Origin of the sequence: Cupriavidus taiwanensis LMG 19424, from assembly GCF_000069785.1 — a bacterium.
GTDB classification, from domain to species: Bacteria; Pseudomonadota; Gammaproteobacteria; order Burkholderiales; family Burkholderiaceae; genus Cupriavidus; species Cupriavidus taiwanensis.
Genome location: NC_010528.1, coordinates 1 through 15,086, shown reverse-complemented (window position 1 = coordinate 15,086; position 15,086 = coordinate 1). Strand labels below are relative to the sequence as shown.

12 protein-coding genes are annotated in these 15,086 nt (G+C 64.4%); 7 read left to right on the top strand and 5 right to left on the bottom strand.

Features of this window, described 5'->3' with window-relative positions; genetic code table 11:
- Positions 1–11 precede the first annotated feature (11 nt).
- The 7 genes from RALTA_RS00060 (at position 12) to RALTA_RS00030 (ending at position 6,314) form a co-directional block, all read left to right on the top strand.
- Positions 12–680 carry an amino acid ABC transporter permease gene (locus RALTA_RS00060; RefSeq protein WP_012351355.1) on the top strand — a complete coding sequence of 223 codons (669 nt, stop codon included), beginning with the start codon at positions 12–14 and terminating at the stop codon, positions 678–680.
- Positions 677–1,438, top strand: coding sequence for an amino acid ABC transporter ATP-binding protein (locus tag RALTA_RS00055; RefSeq protein ID WP_012351354.1), 762 nt, complete (start codon positions 677–679; stop codon positions 1,436–1,438). Before RALTA_RS00060 ends, RALTA_RS00055 begins: the two co-directional genes overlap by 4 nt.
- Positions 1,435–2,385, top strand: coding sequence for a formimidoylglutamase (hutG, locus tag RALTA_RS00050; RefSeq protein WP_012351353.1), 951 nt, complete (start codon positions 1,435–1,437; stop codon positions 2,383–2,385). The genes RALTA_RS00055 and hutG overlap by 4 nt, the downstream gene beginning before the upstream one ends.
- 175 nt (positions 2,386–2,560) lie before the next feature.
- Positions 2,561–3,955 carry a saccharopine dehydrogenase NADP-binding domain-containing protein gene (locus RALTA_RS00045; RefSeq protein ID WP_041232026.1) on the top strand — a complete coding sequence of 465 codons (1,395 nt, stop codon included), beginning with the start codon at positions 2,561–2,563 and terminating at the stop codon, positions 3,953–3,955.
- Positions 3,955–5,130 carry a glutathionylspermidine synthase family protein gene (locus RALTA_RS00040; protein WP_012351351.1) on the top strand — a complete coding sequence of 392 codons (1,176 nt, stop codon included), beginning with the start codon at positions 3,955–3,957 and terminating at the stop codon, positions 5,128–5,130. Before RALTA_RS00045 ends, RALTA_RS00040 begins: the two co-directional genes overlap by 1 nt.
- Positions 5,131–5,133: 3 nt before the next feature.
- Positions 5,134–5,856: a hypothetical protein gene (locus RALTA_RS00035; protein WP_012351350.1), complete on the top strand. Its 723-nt coding sequence runs from the start codon at positions 5,134–5,136 to the stop codon at positions 5,854–5,856.
- A 59-nt stretch (positions 5,857–5,915) separates the two neighbouring features.
- Positions 5,916–6,314 carry a DUF350 domain-containing protein gene (locus tag RALTA_RS00030; protein WP_081479459.1) on the top strand — a complete coding sequence of 133 codons (399 nt, stop codon included), beginning with the start codon at positions 5,916–5,918 and terminating at the stop codon, positions 6,312–6,314.
- 91 nt (positions 6,315–6,405) lie between these two features.
- On the opposite strand, the gene RALTA_RS00025 is transcribed toward RALTA_RS00030, so the two are convergent.
- The 5 genes from RALTA_RS00025 to dnaA all read right to left on the bottom strand — a co-directional run bounded on the left by RALTA_RS00025 (position 6,406) and on the right by dnaA (position 14,380).
- Positions 6,406–7,665, bottom strand: a complete 1,260-nt coding sequence (locus RALTA_RS00025) for an IS256-like element ISRta2 family transposase (RefSeq protein ID WP_012351348.1) — start codon at positions 7,663–7,665, stop codon at positions 6,406–6,408.
- Between the two features lie 20 nt (positions 7,666–7,685).
- Positions 7,686–8,054, bottom strand: coding sequence for a hypothetical protein (locus RALTA_RS00020; protein ID WP_012351347.1), 369 nt, complete (start codon positions 8,052–8,054; stop codon positions 7,686–7,688).
- Positions 8,055–8,291: 237 nt separating this feature from the next.
- On the bottom strand, positions 8,292–10,817 hold the full coding sequence (gene gyrB, locus RALTA_RS00015) for a DNA topoisomerase (ATP-hydrolyzing) subunit B (protein ID WP_012351346.1): 2,526 nt from the start codon (positions 10,815–10,817) through the stop codon (positions 8,292–8,294).
- A 253-nt stretch (positions 10,818–11,070) separates the two neighbouring features.
- Positions 11,071–12,186 carry a DNA polymerase III subunit beta gene (dnaN, locus tag RALTA_RS00010; RefSeq protein ID WP_012351345.1) on the bottom strand — a complete coding sequence of 372 codons (1,116 nt, stop codon included), beginning with the start codon at positions 12,184–12,186 and terminating at the stop codon, positions 11,071–11,073.
- 424 nt (positions 12,187–12,610) lie between these two features.
- The gene (dnaA, locus tag RALTA_RS00005; RefSeq protein WP_012351344.1) at positions 12,611–14,380 is read right to left on the bottom strand and encodes a chromosomal replication initiator protein DnaA; all 1,770 of its coding nucleotides are present in this window, start codon (positions 14,378–14,380) and stop codon (positions 12,611–12,613) included.
- Positions 14,381–15,086 lie beyond the last annotated feature (706 nt).

Here is a 15,086-nt window from a genome sequence, read left to right as displayed (position 1 = left end):
GGACCGACACCATGGAACTGGATTTTTCTCCCGTCTTCGCCGGGTGGCCTGACATCCTGCACGGCGCCGTCATCACCGTGCAGGTAACGGCTTGCGCGCTGGTGCTGGGCTGCGTGATGGGCCTGCTGGTCGGCATCGGCCGGCTGGACCCGAAGCGCCGCGTCATCTACGGCATCTGCACCGCCTATGTCACCTTCATCCGCGGCACGCCGCTGCTGGTGCAGCTGTTTCTGCTGTTCTTCGGGCTGCCGCAGTTCAACATCCTGCTGCCGGCCTTCGTGTGCGGCGTGATCGGGCTGGGCATCTATTCCGGCGCCTATGTCTCGGAGATCGTGCGCGGCGCGATCCAGTCCGTCGACAAGGGCCAGATGGAAGCCGCGCGCTCGATCGGCATGTCGTCCGGCCAGGCCATGCGCGCGATCATCCTGCCGCAGGCCATCGTGCGCATGATCCCGCCGCTGGGCAACGAGTTCATCGCGCTGATCAAGAATTCGGCGCTGGTGTCGCTGCTGACCATTGCCGACCTGATGCACGAGGGCCAGAAGATCATCAGCGTGTCGTACCGGTCGCTGGAGGTCTACCTGGCGATCGCGCTGGTGTATCTGATCCTGACTAGCGCGGCCGGGCTGATCCTGCGCCGCGCCGAACAACGGCTGCGCATGGGAGGCATGGTGCAATGAGCGATTCCGCAATCATCCGGATCCGCAACCTGGGCAAATCGTTCGGCAGCCACACGGTGCTGCGCGGCATCGACTTTGACGTGGAACCGTCGCAGGTGGTGGTGGTGATCGGCCCCAGCGGCTCGGGCAAGAGCACCTTCCTGCGCTGCTGCAACGGGCTGGAGCAGCCCGAGGCGGGCACCATCGACATCGTCGGCAAGCGCCTGGTGACCGATGGCCAGCTGATCGACGAGCAGGGGCTGAACCAGCTGCGCACCGAAGTGGGCATGGTGTTCCAGTCGTTCAACCTGTTCCCGCACTTGTCTGTGCTGCATAACGTCACGGTGGGACCGCGCATGCTGCGCGGCGTCTCGCGCGACGACGCCGAGCGCAAGGCAATCAGCCTGCTGGAGAAAGTCGGCCTGGCGCACAAGGCGCACGCCATGCCGGCCAGCCTGTCCGGCGGCCAGAAGCAGCGCGTGGCCATTGCCCGCGCGCTGGCGATGGAGCCGCGCGTGATGCTGTTCGACGAGCCGACCTCCGCGCTGGACCCCGAGCTGGTGGGCGAAGTGCTGCAGGTAATGAAGGTGCTGGCCGCCGAAGGCATGACCATGGTCGTGGTCACCCATGAAATGGGCTTCGCCCGCGAAGTGGCCGATGTGGTGGTGGTCATGGACGGCGGCGGCATTATCGAGGCCGGGCCGCCGTCGGTGATCTTCTCCGCGCCGACGCAGGAACGCACGCGCGGCTTCCTGCAGGCGGTGCTGACACGGGCATGAGGATGGCAGTGACGCAAAACCCCTGGCAGGGCCGTGTCGATCACGGCGAGCAGGGCGACACCACGCGGCTGTTCCGCATCGTGCAGGCGCTGGACACCGCGGACACCGCGCCGCTGGACCACGCGCCGGTCTTGCTCGGCTTCCGCTGCGATGCCGGCGTGCTGCGCAACCAGGGCCGCCCCGGCGCCGCCCACGGCCCCGACGCCATCCGCCAGGCGCTGGCCAACGTGCCGGCGCACGGCCTGCAAGCGCTGTACGACGCAGGCAATGTCAGCTGCGACGACGGCGACCTGGAATCCGCCCAGCAGGCGCTGGCGGACGCCGTCCACGCAGTGCTGGCGCGTGGCGGCTTTCCCCTGGTACTAGGCGGCGGCCATGAAGTGGCCTGGGGCACATGGCAGGGCCTGCGCGCGCACCTGGATGCGCAGCACGATGATGGCCGCGTGCTGATCGTCAATATCGACGCCCACTTCGACCTGCGCACCAGCCGGCCCGCCAGTTCCGGCACGCCGTTCGACCAGATCGCCCATGCCTGCGCGGAGCGCGGCCAGCCGTTCGACTATGTCTGCCTGGGCGTCAGCCGCCTCGCCAATACGCCAGCGCTGTTCGGCCGTGCAGAGGCGCTGGGCGTGTGCTATGTGGAAGACGTCGACATGCAGGAGCGCCACCTGGCTGCGCGGCTGGCGGAGCTGTCCGCGCGCATCGATGCGGCCGACCATGTCTACCTGACCATCGACCTCGACGCGCTGCCGGGCGCGGTGATGCCGGGCGTGTCGGCGCCCGCCGCCTACGGCGTGCCGTTGCCGGTGGTGGAGGAAGTCGTGGGGCTGGTCCGCCGCAGCGGCAAGCTGCGCGTGGCCGACCTGGCGGAGTACAACCCCCAGTACGACCGTGACCACCTGGGCGCGCGCGTGGCGGCGCGGCTGGCCTGGCGCCTGCTGCGCTGAAGCGCGGGCCAGGGACCCTGCCGGCAGTTGGCAGCCGCCGCGCGCGGCGATAGTATTGCCCTTCGCTAGATTTAGCGATTCTGATCAGAATTGATAAAGCCAGGCGAAGGCAGTCCTGTGCCGGCGTGGCCGCGTCCGGGACCGCCCTTGCCGTTTCTCGGGCGGAAGGGTCTGCGTGATCGAACAAATCGTCATCGTTGGTTTCGGCTGCATCGGCCAGGCCGTGCTGCCGCTGCTGGAGCTGGCCTGGCCGCGGGCAGCGATCACCGTGGTCGACCGCGTGCTGGACCGCGCGCGCCAGGAACTGGTCGCCCGCCACAAGCTGCAAGCCATCCAGGCCACCATCACCGCGGGCAACTACGAAACCATGCTGGTCCCGCTGCTGCGGCCCGGGGCCTTCCTGCTGAACCTGGCCCCGTCCGTCTGCAGCCGCGACCTGATCGCACTGGCGCAGGCGCACGGCGCGTTCTATGTCGATGCCGGCATCGAACCCTGGGACTACACAGCCGATCCGCGGGCCTCGCACCTGAGCAACTACGCGCTGCGCCACGAGATGCTGGCCTTCGCCCGCGGCCGCGAGGCGCTGCCGACCGCCCTGGTCGCGCATGGCGCCAATCCCGGGTTGGTCTCGGTGCTGGTCAAGGCCGCGCTGATGGCACTGGCCGGCAAGGCCGGATTGAATCAGCCGGAGCCCGGCGATCGCGCCGCTTGGGCCGCGCTGGCGCGCGCGCTGGACGTGCGCGTGATCCAGGTCGCCGAATACGACAGCCAGCAGGCGCCCGGCTATCCGCGCGACGGCGAGTTCGCCAACACCTGGTCCGCCGAAGGCTTTATCACCGAATGCCTGCAGGACGCCGAACTCGGCTGGGGCAGCCATGAGCCCGCGCTGCCGCCAGATGGCTATCGCCACAGCTACGGCAGCGGCGCGGCGATCGCGCTGGACCGGCCGGGCCATCGCACGCGCGTGCGCTCGTGGTCGCCGGTGCACGGTCCGTTCGACGCCTGCCTGATCACGCACAACGAATCGATCTCGATCGCCGAATACCTGACCGACACCCGCGCCGGCCAGCCGCTGTATCGCCCCACCGTCTACTACGCCTACCGCCCCACCGCCGCCACGCAGGCCTCGATGCAATGGCTGGATGACCGCGCCGCCCCGCGCGTGCGCGGCGAACGCATCCTGCGCGACGAGATCCAGTGCGGCGAAGACGAACTCGGCGTGCTGCTGATGAGCGGGCGGCACGGCGCGGTCTGGCATGGCTCGCGCCTGTCGGTGCAGCGCGCGCGCTCGCTGGCGCCGTACAACACCGCCACCAGCCTGCAGGTGGCATCGAGCCTGGTCGCCGGCATGCAATGGATGCTGGCCCATCCGTCTCGCGGCGTGGTGGAATCCGATGCGCTCGACTTCGGCCCCGTGCTGGCCGATGCCGCGCACTGGTGGGCGCCGCTCGGCATCGCATTTACCGACTGGCTGCCGCACCCCGGCGCCGCTGCGCTCGCCTTTACCGACTTCCTGCTGGACGACACCCAGGTCCAGCCCGATTCCTCCCTGCTGACCCTCGCCTGCTGATGCAACGCATCCCGCAAACCCCGCGCCGCAACTGGCCGCGCGAACTCGAGAAGGTGGGCTTCCACTTCCATTCGCTGGACGAGTTCAACGTCCCGCGCGAAGTCGATGACCACACCTTCTTCTACTGGCGCGAAGACGCTGCCTACGCCTTCAGCAAGCAGGAGGTGGAAACGCTCTATGCCGCCGCGTACGACCTGAACCAGCGTTGCCTGGAAGCCGTGCAGCATGTGATCGACCACGACCTGTTCGCGCGCCTGGCCATCGACGCGGACTTCGCCCAACTGATCCGCACCTCGTGGGACCGCGACGAGCCCACGCTGTTCGGCCGCTTCGACATGACGCTGGACCCGCACGGCGTGCCCAAGCTGTACGAGTTCAACGCCGACACCCCGACATCGCTGATCGAATCCGCCGTTGCCCAGTGGTACTGGAAAGACGCCGTGCAGCCGCAGGCCGACCAGTTCAACAGCCTGCACGACGCACTGGTGGCGCGCTGGCAATGGCTGCGCAACCACTACCGCAACGCCAGCCTGCTGCACCTTGCCTGCATGTTCGACAGCCAGGAAGACGTCTGCAATACCGAGTACCTGATGGACACCGCGCTCCAGGCCGGCTGGTCCGTCAAGCTGATCGACCTGCAAGACATCGGCACCGACGGCCGCGGCAACTTCTACGATGCCGACAACGTGCCGATGGAAGTCGTGTTCAAGCTCTACCCTTGGGAATGGATGGCCACCTCCGACTACCGCGACCAGCTGGCGCACAGCCCCGTGCGCTGGGTCGAGCCACCGTGGAAGGCGGTGCTGTCCAACAAGGCCATCCTGCCGATCCTGTGGGACCTGTTCCCGGGCCATCCCAACCTGATCGAAGCCAGCTTCGACCCCGGCCACTTCGCCGGCAAGCCGCACGCGAAAAAGCCCTTCCTGTCGCGCGAGGGCGAAAGCGTAACGCTACTCACCCCCGAGGGCGACCGCGTCCACAACCCCGGCGAGTATGGCGAGGAAGGCTTCATCTACCAGGCCTACGAACCGGCGCGGCGCTTTGACGGGCGCTACACCACGCTGGGCGTCTGGATCGTCGACGACGTGCCCAGCGGCCTGTGCGTGCGCGAAGAATCCGGGCCCATCGCGAAGAACACCAGCTTCTTCGTCCCCCATTACTTCACTCACGCGTAAGCCATGGCCAACAAGAAGAAGGGCACCAAACGCTCCAAGTACGGCAGCCCATACATGCCCGGCCGGGGCGGCTCAGGCGGCCCGTCGCCGCGCATCGCCGCCTACCAGGCCGAACAGAAAAAGCAGGGCAGCTCGCCCGCACTGTGGATCGTTGGCGCCTGCGCCGTGGTCGCCGGCGTGGCCGTGCTCGGCTCCTGCAGCGACGACGCCGACGACGACCCCGGCGTCACCGTGCGCCGCGCCAGCTACGCCACGCTGGAGGACTGCGAGGCCGACTGGAACACGCCCAACGACTGCGAAAGCGTGCCGATCGACGACCCCAGCACCATCTACAGCTCCAGCCTCAACGCCCCCGCCAGCGAAACGGCAGGCTCCGGCACCACGCACGGCAGCAGCGCGTACTACGCGCGCTGGTACGGCCCGTACTACACCGCCAGCGGCACCGTCTACCACCCCAACGGCACCCAGACCCAGCGCGATATGACGTCCGGCCCGCTGCGCCCGATGCAGGTTTACGATCGCAACGGCACGCCCACGCAATCGTTCACCACCGCCACCCCACGCGCCGCCATGGTGGAAGAAGCCACCGTACGCCGCAGCACGCTCGGCGGCGGACGCTCCATCGGCCTGACCATGCGCTCCGCCGCCGTATCGCGCGCACCGGTGGTATCGCGCGGCGGCTTCACCAGCCGCTTCGGCAGCTCCGGGCGCTCCGGCGGCGGCTGAATGCCCCTGCCGAACGCCATCCGCACGCAAACCCAGACAACCGACAACGAGTCCATCCAATGGTCAATACCATGCACCCGGCGCTTGCCTACCTGATCTACATCGCCACCAGCTTTGCCATGCTGGGGTTGTTCCTATTGGTCTATACGCGCGTCACGCCGCATCGGGAATTCACGCTGATCCGCGAGGGCAATATCGCCGCGGCGTTGTCGCTGGGCGGGGCGGTGCTGGGGTTCTCTCTGACGTTGTCGTCGAGCATTCAGCACAACGCCACGTTTGCGATGTTCTTGCTGTGGGCGTTTGGGGCGTTTGCAGTGCAGGTGGTGGCTTACCTGGTGGCGGCGCGGGCGCTGGGGGGCGTCAGTGAGGCGATCTCAAGCGACAATCGCGGGATGGGGGCGGTGATGGGGGTGATTTCGTTGTCGGTGGGGGTGGTGAATGCGGCTTGTTTGACGTGAGGCGGAACTGAGAGAAGTTGGGCCTGTCAGTTTTTTTGTGTGCAGGGCAGGTAAAGGCTCACCGCTAATTCGACGGTGAGCCAGCATTATCTCAGCGATGCGGATGGGCGAAGCGTTCCTCATAGAGGATCGCAAACTGGTTCATGGCAGCCTTCCAATCGTGCGTGGAGCTGCCCCACTTACCGGTGATGTTGCGCAGGGCCAGCCACAGCAGCTTAGTTGCTGCCTCATCACTGGGGAAGTGTCCCCGCGTCTTGATGATCTTGCGCAGCTGCGCATTGATACTCTCGATCGCATTTGTTGTGTAGATGATCTTGCGGATCGCCGGCGGGAACGTAAAGAATGGGATCACTTGATCCCAGGCGCGATGCCAGGACGCGGCGATCGGCTTGTACTGCTGCCCCCATTTTCCTTGCTCGAAGGCCGCCAGCTCGGCCAGCGCTGCCTCCACGGTGGGCGCCGTGTACACGGGCTTAAGCGCCGCGGCTACCTCCCGGCGCTCCTTCCAGCTGACGTACTCCAGGCTGTTCCGGATCAGATGCACGATGCAGGTCTGCAGCGTCGTGTGCGGGAACACCGCGTTCAGGGCTTGCTCCATGCCCTTGAGGCCATCTGTTACCGCGATCAGAATGTCCTGCGTGCCGCGGGTCTTCAGGTCATTGAACACCTTCATCCAGAACTTGGCGCCTTCGGTGTTCTCGATCCACAGGCCCAGGATGTCGCGGGTGCCGTCCGGTAACACGCCCAGCGCCAGGTAGACGGCCTTGTTGCGTACCACCCCATCCTCACGCATCTTGACGCGCAGCGCATCGAAGAACACCACCGGGTACATCACCTCCAGCGGGCGGGCCTGCCAAGTGGTGACCTCGTCCATGACCGCATCGGTGACCGAACTGATGAACTCGGGCGAGACCTCGGTGCCGTACTGTTCGGCCAGAAACGCCTGGATCTCGCGCACGGTCATGCCGCGGGCGTACATGGCGATGATCTTGTCGTCGAACCCGGTGAAGCGCCGCTCGTGCTTGGGAATCAGGATCGGATCGAAGCTGCCGTCTCGATCGCGCGGGATGTCTACCCGCAGCGGCCCGTCCTCGGTCAAGACGGTCTTGGCGCTCTTGCCATTGCGCTGATTGGCTGTGCCGGCTGGGCGCTCAGCGCCAGGCGGGTAGCCCAGATGATGGCCGAGCTCAGCGCCCAGCGCCCGCTCGATCAGGGCCTTCTTGAATGCCATTGAGGCGTCCTGCACGGCCTCAGCGGTCATCGGCCCCTTGACGAAATGGGCGATCAGGTCCTCGGGGATGGTCGGCAGCTCACGGTCGGCGGCTAGACTGGTCTTGGTTTTGCGTGGCATACATGCTCCTTGGCGACATGTTATGCCCTAAACACAAAATTTCTGACAGATCCGGTGATGATGCCGGTACTCTCGTAGAGAAAGGGCAAGGGCTCCTTGTTGTTCACCCACTTTAGCTTGGCAGCAGCGTAACCTTCAGTTTGCTGTTCGACTTCGGTGATTTTGTGGCCAAGGTCTTCCTTCTTTGCCTCAATCACCCCCACTGCCTTTTTGTCGACCAATAAGACATAATCCGCCGGACCGACGTCGGTTTGGTATTCCCTGACAGCGATGCCGAGCCCCGCGCCGAAGTCGATCCTCTTCGCTGATTGAACGACCCAACCCGCTTGCTTAAGCAGCGCGTCGATATTGTCTCGAGCTTTCTGTTCTGGGTTCTGGTTCTCGGTCATACGCGAGGTCGCTCTTGGCCCTGGTTGGGCGTCATGCGAATGATAAAGGAAGTAAGTAGCGTGGGTGACAGAAGTGCCTTGGCTACGCCCCTCCGTAAGCCGGCGGCACGTGGGAAGGCTATTGGCACCAATGTCCGTCAATCTCGCGTCAGGTTGGGCTGCTAATAAAAAAGACCCACAAGCCTCTTAGCTTATGGGTCCTTAATTCTCAGGTCTTGCGGCTATCTATACACTTGATCAAACGTCAATGTTTCTCGCCACCAACGCATTACTCTCAATAAAGTTCCTTCGCGGCTCCACCTCATCACCCATAAGGGTGGTAAAGATCTGATCCGCCGCGATAGCATCCTCAATCTGCACCTTCAGCAAACGGCGTTGGGTCACATCAAGCGTCGTCTCAAACAGCTGCTCAGGGTTCATCTCACCAAGACCCTTATAGCGCTGACGCGACACACCGCGTTCGGCTTCGGCAAGCAGCCATTGCATAGCCCCGTGGAAATCATTCACGGTCTGATCCCGAAGCTTATCCCCTTCACCCCGCTGCACCTTAGTCCCTTCCGGCGTCAGCCCTTGGAAAGTCTTGGCAGCATTGGAGAGGGCAGCGTAATCCGCCCCATGAACAAAATCCGCATCCAAATGCGACAACCGCACGTTGCCATGATGACGCCGCGCAATCATCAGCCGATGCTTGTCAGTCTTCTCATCAAACTGCGCATACACATCAGCCGTACCATCATCATTCACGGCAGCCCCAATCAAAGTCTTTGCATGCATCTCCGCCAGCTTAGCCTTCAACGCCACCGCTGAAGCCTCCGCCGCCGCCGCACTATCCAGATCCAGCGTCACCCCATCCGCAATAGCACGCAGCGCGTCGGTATCCACAACCCGCGACAAGCGACCAATCACGCCTTCGGTCAGTTGGTACTGACGAGCCAGCTCGGTAAGCGCATCCCCACTGATTTCCGACCCATCCGGCCGCACCAGCGACGCCTTCTCCATCGCCAGCTTCAGCAGGTAGGCATTCAGCTCGACATCATCCTTGATATACCGCTCTTCCTTCCCATGCTTGATCTTGTACAGCGGCGGCTGCGCGATATACACATAGCCGCGCTCGATGATGTCAGGCATCTGCCGATAGAAGAACGTCAGCAGCAGCGTGCGGATGTGCGAGCCGTCCACGTCCGCGTCGGTCATGATGATGATGCGGTGGTAGCGCAGCTTGTCCAGGTTGTAGTCGTCCTTGCCGATGCCGGTGCCCAGCGCGGTGATCAGCGTCAGCACTTCCTGGCTGGACAGCATCTTGTCGAAGCGGGCGCGCTCTACGTTCAGGATCTTGCCCTTGAGCGGCAGGATGGCCTGGAACTTACGGTCGCGGCCCTGCTTGGCGGAGCCGCCTGCGGAGTCGCCCTCGACCAGGAAGAGTTCGGACTGGGCGGGGTCTTTTTCCTGGCAGTCGGCCAGCTTGCCGGGCAGGCCCATGCCGTCCATCACGCCCTTGCGGCGGGTCATTTCGCGGGCCTTGCGGGCGGCTTCGCGGGCGCGGGCGGCGTCGACGATCTTGCCGCAGATGGTCTTGGCGTCGGCGGGCGTTTCCAGCAGGAAGTCGGTCAGGGCCTTGCTGACGAGTTCTTCCACGGGCAGGCGCACTTCGGACGAGACCAGCTTGTCCTTGGTCTGCGAGCTGAACTTGGGCTCGGGCACCTTCACGGAGAGCACGCAGGCCAGGCCTTCGCGCATGTCGTCGCCGCTGGTTTCTACCTTGGCCTTCTTGGCGATCTCGTTTTCTTCGATGTACTTGTTGATGACGCGCGTCATCGCGGCGCGCAGGCCGGTCAGGTGGGTGCCGCCATCCCGCTGTGGGATGTTGTTGGTGAAGCAGAGCACCTGCTCGTTGTAGCCGTCGTTCCACTGCATGGCCACTTCCACGGCGATGCCGTCTTTTTCGGCGTTGGCGTAGAAGATGTTGGGGTGCAGGGTGGTCTTGGCGCGGTTGATGTACTCGACAAAGCCCTTCACGCCGCCGGAGAAGGCAAAGTCTTCTTCCTTGCCGGTGCGCTGGTCGGTCAGCTTGATGTGGACGCCGTTGTTCAGGAACGAGAGTTCGCGGATGCGCTTGGACAGCACCTCGTAGTGGAACTCGACGTTGGTGAAGATTTCTTCGTCGGCCAGGAAGTGGACTTCGGTGCCGCGCTTGTCGGTGGCGCCGGTGATTTTCATCGGCGAGACTTCAACGGGCTGGCCATCCGGGCCGTCCACGGTCTCGATGATGCGGTTCTGCACTTCGCCCTTGGCGAATTCGATCAGGTGGACCTGGCCGTCGCGGCGCACGGTCAGGCGCAGCCACTTGGACAGCGCGTTCACGCACGATACGCCCACGCCGTGCAGGCCGCCGGAGACCTTGTAGCTGTTCTGGTTGAACTTGCCGCCGGCGTGCAGCTCGGTCATGGCGATTTCGGCCGCGCTGCGCTTGGGTTCGTGCTTGTCGTCGAATTTGACCAGGGGCGGGATGCCGCGGCCGTTGTCGACGATGGAGATCGAGTTGTCGCTGTGGATGGTGACCTGGATCTCGGTGCAGTAGCCGGCCAGCGCTTCGTCGATGGAGTTGTCCAGCACCTCGAACACGAGGTGGTGCAGGCCGGTGCCGTCGGAGGTGTCGCCGATATACATGCCCGGGCGCTTGCGCACCGCCTCCAGGCCTTCCAGGATCTGGATCGAGGAGGCTCCGTAGGTGTTTTCCTGTTGCGGATTCTGCTGTTCGGTCATGTCTTTCCTACTTGCGGCGAATGCGGAATTCGGGCCGGGCGGGCATGGCTGGCATGCCGGCGGCGGGGCGCGATGGGTCCGCATGGCGGGTTACTAAAAACGGCAAAAGGGGCGGATCGTCGTAACGATCCTGCCCCCGCGGCGGGATATTCATCCCCTGGACGTACCGGCCGGGGCCGGGTGTCGTAGCGTGCCGTTTGCTGCTCCGGTTGCTGTCTGCGCTGGTTGTGGCACAGGTCCTGTCACCGGATCATCAGATGCGCATCGGCATGACGACGTACTTGAAGTTGTCGTCGTCCGGCACGGTGATCAGCGCGCTCGAATTCGAGTCGCCGAGGCTGACCTGCACCTGCTCGGTCTTCAGGTTGGCAAGCACGTCGAGCAGGTAGGTCACGTTGAAGCCGATATCGAGCGCGTCGCCCGAGTAATCGAGTTCCAGCTCTTCCTGCGCCTCTTCCTGGTCGGCGTTGGTGGAGCTGATCTTGAGCATGTGCGTGTCGAGGATGCAGCGAACGCCCTTGAATTTGTCGGTGGTCAGGATCGCGGTGCGTTGCAGCGCCTGCTGCAGCTGCACGCGGTCGATCGCGAAGGCGTTCTTGTAGCCCTTGGGGATCACGCGCTGGAAGTCGGGGAACTTGCCTTCGACCAGCTTGGAGATCAGTTCGATATTGGCGAACGTGAACTTGACCTGGTTGGCGGCCAGCTGCACCGTGACCGGATCGTCGTTGTCTTCCAGCAGGCGCTGCAGTTCCAGGATGGTCTTGCGCGGGATGATGACTTCCTGGCGCGAGCCGACACCAGCCGCTTCGTTTTCCAGCTCGACGCCGCAGTACGCCAGGCGGTGGCCGTCGGTGGCGACTGCCATGACCTTCTTGCCTTCCACCACCAGCAGCATGCCGTTCAGGTAGTAGCGGATGTCCTGCTGCGCCATGGCGAAATGGACCATCGCCAGCAGGTGCTTGAAGGTCTTCTGCGGCAGGCTGACGCTGGCGTTGAATTCGCTGGCTTCGGCCACGGTCGGGAATTCTTCGGCGGCCAGCGTCTGCAGGGCAAAGCGGCTCTTGCCGGATTGCACGGTCATGCGCTTGTCGTTGAGCGACAGGGCGACGTCGCCGTCGGGCATGGCGCGCAGGATGTCCAGCAGCTTGCGCGCGGCCACGGTGGTGGCGACGCTGTCATTGCCGACGCCGCATTCGGCATGCGTGGTGATCTGGATTTCGATGTCGGTCGACAGGAAGGATACGTTCGACCCGGACTTGCGAATCAGCAGGTTGGCCAGGATCGGGAGGGTGTGGCGGCGCTCCACGATGCCGCTCACGATTTGCAGCGGACGCAGCAGATTGTCTCGCGAGGTTTTGACCAATTGCATTGAATTTATCCTTCGTCGTTTGTAGTCGGCGACCGCAGAACGCAAACAACTCCAAATTCACTTAGGAATCAAGGAGTTAATGTGCCATTGTACCAAGGATAAGCCGCTGCGGTGAAGCGGGGCGGGACCGGCCGGCGGGCCAGCTGTGCCCAAAAAGCCACGCTAGCGCCAACCGTTCTTGCCATCCCGTCCCGACTCACCGCAAAGCCTTATCAGTGGCCACTTTCCGGACACTTGCCCCGGCGTCGCTGACGTTAATTCCCCAGGCGCCACGGGATGTCCGTGGCGCGCACCCTACAGTATGCCAGCCCGGCGGGCTGGCCCTTCAAAACCGCCTGCCTGTCGTTCCCGCGCAGGCGGGAACCCAGCGTCTTCAAAAGTCACTGGATTCCCGCCTGCGCGGGAATGACTTGGAAACCATGCATCAGCCCTTGAGCGTCTGCTCCAGCACGTGCAGCTCATGGTTGAGCTGCGCATCCTTGCTGCGTTCGTCGGCGATCTTGCGCACGGCGTGCAGCACGGTGGTGTGGTCGCGGCCGCCGAAGAGCTCGCCGATCTCGGGCAGGCTCTTCTGCGTCAGCTCCTTGGCCAGGTACATCGCAATCTGGCGCGGCCGGGCAATATTGGCAGGCCGCTTTTTCGAATACATGTCAGCGACCTTGATGTTGTAAAAGTCCGCGCAGGTCTTCTGGATGTTCTCGACCGAGATCTGGCGGTTCTGCACGGTCAGCAGGTCCTTCAGCGCTTCGCGCGTCACCTCGATGGTGATGTCCTTGCCGTGGAAGTTGCTGAACGCCAGGATCTTGCGCAACGCGCCTTCCAGCTCGCGCACGTTGGAGCGCAGGTGCTTGGCAACGAAGAAGGCGACTTCTTCCGGAACGTTGACGTTCTCGGCGGCGGCCTTCTTCATCAGGATCGCCACGCGCATTTCCAGCTCGGGCGGCTCGATCGCCACGGTCAGGCCGGAATCGAAGCGCGAGATCAGGCGATCGTCGATGCCGGTGATTTCCTTGGGGTAGGTATCGCTGGTGATGATCACCTGCGCCCGGTTGGCGATCAGGGCCTCGAAGGCGTAGAAGAACTCTTCCTGCGTGCGGTTCTTGCCGGAGAAGAACTGGATATCGTCGATCAGCAGCAGGTCGAGCGAGTGGTAGTAGCGCTTGAACTCGTCGAAGGCCTTGCGCTGGTACGCCTTGACCACGTCGGACACGTACTGCTCGGCGTGGATGTAGCGGATGCGCGCGCGCGGGTTCTCCATCAGCATGTGGTTGCCGATGGAGTGGATCAGGTGGGTCTTGCCCAGGCCCACGCCGCCGTAGAGATACAGCGGGTTGTAGGACTTGCCCGGGTTGTTGGCGACCTGGATGGCGGCGGCGCGCGCCAGTTGGTTGGCTTTACCGGTGACGAAATTGTCGAAGGTCAGGATCGGGTTCAGGCGCGAGCGCTCGTGGACCGTGTCGCTGGGCTGGTGGCCGGGCATCTGCGCGGCGCCGTTGCCCATCGCGGCATGCGGATGCTGGCCCTGCTGCGGCGCGCGGTAGGAGCGGGCGCTGGCTTCGGCGGGGTCCATCTGGACCACGTCGATCTCGCCCAGCTCGGCGTTGTGCTGCGGGTGGTGCTGGCCGGGATGCTGGCCCATGCCCTGGCCACGCGCGCCGGCCGGAACCGGGGCCGCGGACGGCATGCCGGCCGGGTTACCGGTCGGGTGGCCATATTGCGGCTGGCCCAGGCCGTACGCGGCTGCGGTGGGGTATTCGCCATAGCCGGGCTGCGCCGGCTGGCCAGGCATGGCAAACGGGGCCTGGCCGCCCATCGTCTGGGCGGGTTGGGCGCCGGGATAGCCGCCCATGCCCGTACCCGGCGCTGCGTGATGATCCATGCGGTCCATGCCGCCCGCGCCCATGCCGGGCTGGGCCGGCTGCATATAGGCAGCGGCGCGGCCGGACGCGGCGGGATCGAGCACAAACTGGACGCTGACCTGCGCTTCCCAGTATTCGCAGGCCAGGGCGGTGATGCGCCCCGAAAACTGACTCTTGACCCAGTCGAGCTTGAAACGGTTGGGCGCAGCAATCCGCAGCGCATGCGTTTCTTCATCGAACGCAACGGGCGCCAGCGGCTTGATCCACGTTTTGAACTGTTGCGGCGTCAGCTCGCGCTCGAGTTGCGCGGCTGCCGCCTGCCAGAAATCTTGCATTGTTTGTTGTTGAGTAATCGCACCCGGCGCCGCCTTGCCAGCGGCACCGGGTACGCCACGGGCGGCGTATGCGCCGCGTGATCCGGGCCGCCTCGGCTGTATTGGGAATCAGTTCCCGCAGCCGAAGCCCCCGCGGCATGCCATGCCGCCGCCAGCGAGCCTTGTGGTTCGCCGCACTGGCGTGCGTAAAGTCATGCGTTGCCGCGGTGGGGGCCCGGGTTGCGCCTGCGCCACGCAGCCCGTGTTGTGTTTGGATCCGGATTGTACCCCCGCCCCTGAGTTATCCACAAAGGATAAGTCTGTGGACAACTTGTGCAAATGCAGTGGATTGATGTGCACAACCCTTGCTGCGATGCGGGTTTCCGGGGTGCGGTAAGGGGCAAACTTTCAGGAAAAACAGGGACTTCGCCTGTGGATGGCGGCCCTGCAGGTGCCCTTCGGGGCACTAGTGGTTACGCACTGGCTGTTGTGGACAATGGCGCACCACGGGCCGCGCGGTGGTGTGGTGATTGTGCCGTCGCACACAGAACGTCGCCTTGACACCGTCGCGGAAAATCGTTTAAATGGCGGGTTCTGCGATGCGGCAGGGGATCACGTATGCGCATCGCCGGGTCTGGCCTGTCCGTGCCGTCCGCGCCCACAGGCTACCTGCCTGCAGCGCGCGCCCTTCGGCCGGCAGCTAAGACAGAACCAGAATCGTCGGACA

Coding starts and splice junctions, on each gene's coding strand:
- RALTA_RS00060 (WP_012351355.1), top strand. CDS start 12: ATGGAACTGGATTTTTCTCCCGTCTTCGCCGGGTGGCCTGACATCCTG.
- RALTA_RS00055 (WP_012351354.1), top strand. CDS start 677: ATGAGCGATTCCGCAATCATCCGGATCCGCAACCTGGGCAAATCGTTC.
- hutG (WP_012351353.1), top strand. CDS start 1,435: ATGAGGATGGCAGTGACGCAAAACCCCTGGCAGGGCCGTGTCGATCAC.
- RALTA_RS00040 (WP_012351351.1), top strand. CDS start 3,955: ATGCAACGCATCCCGCAAACCCCGCGCCGCAACTGGCCGCGCGAACTC.
- RALTA_RS00035 (WP_012351350.1), top strand. CDS start 5,134: ATGGCCAACAAGAAGAAGGGCACCAAACGCTCCAAGTACGGCAGCCCA.
- RALTA_RS00030 (WP_081479459.1), top strand. CDS start 5,916: ATGGTCAATACCATGCACCCGGCGCTTGCCTACCTGATCTACATCGCC.
- RALTA_RS00025 (WP_012351348.1), bottom strand. CDS start 7,665: ATGCCACGCAAAACCAAGACCAGTCTAGCCGCCGACCGTGAGCTGCCG.
- RALTA_RS00020 (WP_012351347.1), bottom strand. CDS start 8,054: ATGACCGAGAACCAGAACCCAGAACAGAAAGCTCGAGACAATATCGAC.
- gyrB (WP_012351346.1), bottom strand. CDS start 10,817: ATGACCGAACAGCAGAATCCGCAACAGGAAAACACCTACGGAGCCTCC.
- dnaN (WP_012351345.1), bottom strand. CDS start 12,186: ATGCAATTGGTCAAAACCTCGCGAGACAATCTGCTGCGTCCGCTGCAA.
- dnaA (WP_012351344.1), bottom strand. CDS start 14,380: ATGCAAGATTTCTGGCAGGCGGCAGCCGCGCAACTCGAGCGCGAGCTG.